Genomic DNA, 1,064 nt, shown 5'->3' with positions numbered 1-1,064 from the left:
ATTAATCAAGCAAAGAGCCTCTTCAACTTCTTCGGTGAGAATAGTATCAAAATTCGTTTGTTTTGGGAAAAACTCCCTGAAAAGGCCATTGCTATTTTCATTACTTCCTCTCTGCCAAGCGGCGTACGCATCAGCGAAATACATTGGAATGTTCAACTCTGATTCAATAACGGCATAACAGGCAAATTCTTTTCCTCTATCCGTTGTAAAGCTCTGAAAGGCTTCTCGTGGATAAAGAGCATACAAGGTTCGAATGGCTTGTTCCATTGACTTTGCGGAACGATCCGGTATGAGAATAGCTTTATACCAACGGGTTTGACGTTCTACAAAGGTGGCAACACAGCCTTTCGCTTGGCCACGGCCTGAGACAACAGTATCCAACTCCCAATGACCAAAAGTTGTGCGTTTTCTGATTTCTTTTGGCCGTTTGGAAATCGGTGTGCCAACAACAAACCGGCCTCTTGTTTCCTTTGGTTTTTGACGTTTTCCTTTCTGACGCAAGACCGTCAAAGGCACGTCAAGCAAACCGTCATAAATCCAGCGGTAAATGGTTTTGAAGGTCAAGGATCCTTGAAGTAAACGGCCACTAATTTGTTCTGGAGACCATGTTTGATCCAGCTTTTCTTGAATAACTATTTTTAGCGCGGTTGTCAGTTTAGAATGAGCCCCGCAAGCAGTTTTCCTTTGATTATAAGCTGTTTGGGCTTTTTCCGCTTGGTAGTTTGGGTTTCGTTGGCATTCTCTAGAAACAGACGAGGGAGAGCGATTTAGCCTTTTCGCAATTGTACGAATGGACATTTTAAGTTCAAGATAGACTTCTATTTTGGAACGTTCGGTTATGGTAAAATGAGTGTAGCTCATGACAACTCCTCCAATCGAATGGTAGTGTGGTAACTTCATTCTATACGAGGACGTCATGGGTTTCTTTTATTTCGTCTTGGGTGTTGCACTTAATATTACAATTCATCGTTTAAATACAATAAAACACTTGAAGACCCAAATTATCGGAATCTTCAAGCGTTTTTCAGTTGTCTATTAGTACATTCCTTGACGGCCTTCGTTTA

At 41.5% G+C, this 1,064-nt stretch carries 1 protein-coding gene; it reads right to left on the bottom strand.

The features are described 5' to 3' along the window. On the bottom strand, positions 1–861 hold an 861-nt coding region (locus J7E16_RS10665), incomplete at its 3' end, for an IS30 family transposase (RefSeq protein ID WP_214891583.1). Positions 862–1,064: the final 203 nt, after the last annotated feature.

Origin of the sequence: Carnobacterium sp. ISL-102, from assembly GCF_018612935.1 — a bacterium.
In the GTDB taxonomy this organism is placed as follows: Bacteria; Bacillota; Bacilli; order Lactobacillales; family Carnobacteriaceae; genus Carnobacterium_B; species Carnobacterium_B alterfunditum.
Note: the sequence above shows the minus strand (reverse complement) of the source record. Positions and strands in the feature narration are given on the sequence as shown.